Origin of the sequence: Daejeonella sp. (assembly GCF_049655485.1) — a bacterium.
Classification (GTDB): Bacteria; Bacteroidota; Bacteroidia; order Sphingobacteriales; family Sphingobacteriaceae; genus Daejeonella.
The window spans coordinates 1-2,979 of the sequence record NZ_JBASJU010000444.1 but is presented as its reverse complement, the minus strand read 5'-3'; the positions used below and the strand labels follow the sequence as shown (position 1 = coordinate 2,979).

Annotated in this window: 3 protein-coding genes; all 3 read right to left on the bottom strand. The window is 39.3% G+C overall.

The features are described 5' to 3' along the window. A partial coding sequence (locus WBJ10_RS17690) for a DUF4175 family protein (protein WP_424292706.1) occupies window positions 1-1,651 on the bottom strand: 1,651 nt, incomplete at its 3' end. Between the two features lie 112 nt (window positions 1,652-1,763). Next, complete coding sequence (locus WBJ10_RS17685; RefSeq protein WP_424292704.1) at window positions 1,764-2,618, bottom strand: phosphodiester glycosidase family protein; 855 nt, start codon at window positions 2,616-2,618, stop codon at window positions 1,764-1,766. Window positions 2,619-2,718: 100 nt separating this feature from the next. Next, window positions 2,719-2,979: hypothetical protein (locus WBJ10_RS17680; protein ID WP_424292702.1), on the bottom strand; the 261-nt coding region annotated here is incomplete at its 5' end.

The window sequence follows — 2,979 nt, the reverse complement described above, 5'->3', positions numbered from 1 at the left end:
AAGTAAGATTCTTTTTATTAAGGAACTCTTGATTAAGGCGCTTTGCTTCTTTTTCAACTTGAGATGACTGTCGGATTGCCTGCTCCATTTTTTCCTTGATTTGCTCAGAATTGGCATCGAGTTTCTTCTCAACTTCGCTCTCCGTTGCAATTTTAAAAGTCCTTATTGCTGAGCGACTTACTTTTGACCCGTTAACTCCATCATTATCAAATATTTCAAAATAATACTCTATCTGATCCCCTGGCTGTGCTTTCACCTCATTAACATTCCAAATGTGAAAGAAATTGCTCTGAAGACTGTTCTTATCAAAGCCGATGGTTGTTACTTTTGGCTTTACCGATGTGGCGTTTACGCCGGTGGGAAGTACTTTATAATTAAAATTTAATTTAGAGAAACCGTGATCGTCGTTCACCTGTCCAACAAAATACATTATTTTAGCGTTCACAGAATCCGGCCGCTCTGTGACATCAATAGCAGGCATTAAATCGGGTATCACACGCACCTGATAAGAAACGGAATCCGAAGTTGTAACATCGTTATTTACCGGGCGAATATTGTAGCTTAGATTCTTCATTGCGCGATGCGAAAACTTGAAGAGCCCTTTATCAGCTTGCTGAACTCTGAATTTCTGCCTATCAATTTTAACATCTAAATGGTCACTGCTTCGCGCAGTAAATTTCCAACTAATCCGGGTTCCTTGAGGCACATTGAGATCTCCAGTGTTTTGTAGTCTTTCACTACTTTTATTCAGGTAGGCTGGATATTCCAGAAAAACATCAAAATTTAAAAGTGTTGGGCGTTCTTTAACCTTTAAAACATAATCTTCTGAACTAAACTCCCCCCCTCTGAGACGAATTGTCTTTGTTTTTTGAAGGTTTTTAAAAGTATAGTTAAAGCGAATTATACTTTCTTTATCAAGCTTAAAAGTATTTACGCCATCTTCTAAGTATAGTTCTGCCGGGATTTCATTGCCCGTTAGTTTAACCTGAAGGGTGTAATCATCACCTTGTACTACAGAAAGATTTGCGTTGATAAGTTCGAAATTAAATGGTGCTTTTTTGATGAACCTTTTATTGTAATTGATAAGTCGTTCGGTGCTTTCGCTAAGCACGGTTGGAGCGGCAAAAGCAACCACGAGTATTGCTGCCATAGGCACAAGTGCGTACTTTATGTACTTTCTATTGTCTTCAATGTGTACTGCAGAACTAAAAGGTACCGGCCGAAGCTCTGCGGTTTTCTGATCTATACTTGCGTCAATCAATGCCCGTTGTTCCGAATTACCATCTGAGAGCTTTTTCAATTGCAGGGTGTTGAGTAACTTATCCTTTACTGGCTGAAAATGATCGCCAATAATATCTGAAGCCTGTTCATGGCTTATAGTCTTTCCCAGCCTGAAATATGATAACAGGGGTATGAATATATAAGTCGTGAAAATCGCAAGGTTGCCGAAAATAAACGTGTAAAAAAGAAAGGTTCGAACCAGAGGGTCAAACCGTCCATAGTATTCGGCAAAAGTCACTAATATAAATGCCGCAAAAAAGGCAGCCGCCATCAATATCGAGCCCTTAACAACTATGTTCAGATAATATTTTCGGATAAAGCCGTCTATCTTTTGGATTAAATGCGCATAATTATCTGCAGACCCGCTCATGGTTAGTATTCACGTCTATTAAAATAATAGGAAATTTACGAAAAATACCTTTATGATGTATGTAATATTGTGATGCATTTAGATGTTTATCAGCTTATTAGCTTAAATACTTCTATTTTTTCTTTAAAAGAACAACATTTCCAACCTTTCGCTCCCCTTCATGATCCCATTTTTTATTATCTGAAGGATAATTCACGACGCCATTTTGGGCATATCCTTGAACCCATAATGTAGTGGATCCGCCTCCATCCAGATTTATTGCATCGTCCGACTTTAACCAGTGCAAGAGCTTTGTAAGTTCAAACAAATTCATTCCGGCAGAATTTTCATTCCGGCCATCAATCGTAATAAGAAGTACCCTTTTATTTTTCGTGATCGCTACTGCGGTGCGTGGGTGCCGGGTTATATTAAAGGCGTTTGAATCAAGTTTTTCGTCTACCTGATCCATTATCAGGAGAGGTCCAGTGACCATAATATCCTCTCCTATAAGTGATTTTTCCCAGGAAACATCACCATTGAATTTAGCAATACTCAATTTCCCGTGGTCGAAAACAAGAGCTGACTTTTGATGACCGGACCGCTGGCCGTTTTTACCTAGTCGGTTTTCATGGATTACTATGCCATCCGATTTGATGAAATCCACAGACCCGCCGTTGGCTATGTCGAAGAATGTACCGTTTAATGCAGCCAGGGAATTGGTTGATTTTCCAAAATCGCTTGTAGTTATCAGTTTTTTAGCGTCATAACCCAGGTCCAGCATCAAGCGTTTTTTGGGTTTAATTTCGAGGATGCTCACATTCTGGTTTGAGTCAAATAGATTGTTGTTAAACCAGTATGTTTTTAGAACAACCTCGGAAGTTATCCTGGTCTTTTTCCAATGAGCTTTAACTACATTAATAGAGTCAGTTTGAGAAAAAGCGCTGCTATAGTATCCCGACAGTAAGAGTATTGCGAAAAGTAATTTCATCTTCAAGAATTATATTGCGAAGTTATCGATTCGAGCTAAATAAAAAAGCCCTGCCCGAATATCAGGGCAGGGCTTTTTCAATGAAGTATTTTCTATTTTTTTATTTCTTTGGATTTGGATCTAAAGCCTCATTAATCCTTACCAACACATCATCCAAGTGGGATTTAATAACAGTATTGCTGAACTTTGGCTGCGCAGCCCTAATTTGGCCCGCTAGCGCTTTAAGCTCATATCTGGCCATCGGACGGATATCTGATTGAGAAGCATCCATCTGAGGAGCCGCCTGAGCCGAAAATTGGCCTCCGGTAGTAGGGGCAGGCTCATTTTCATTCAATAGAAATGACATCCTCTCTATATAAGC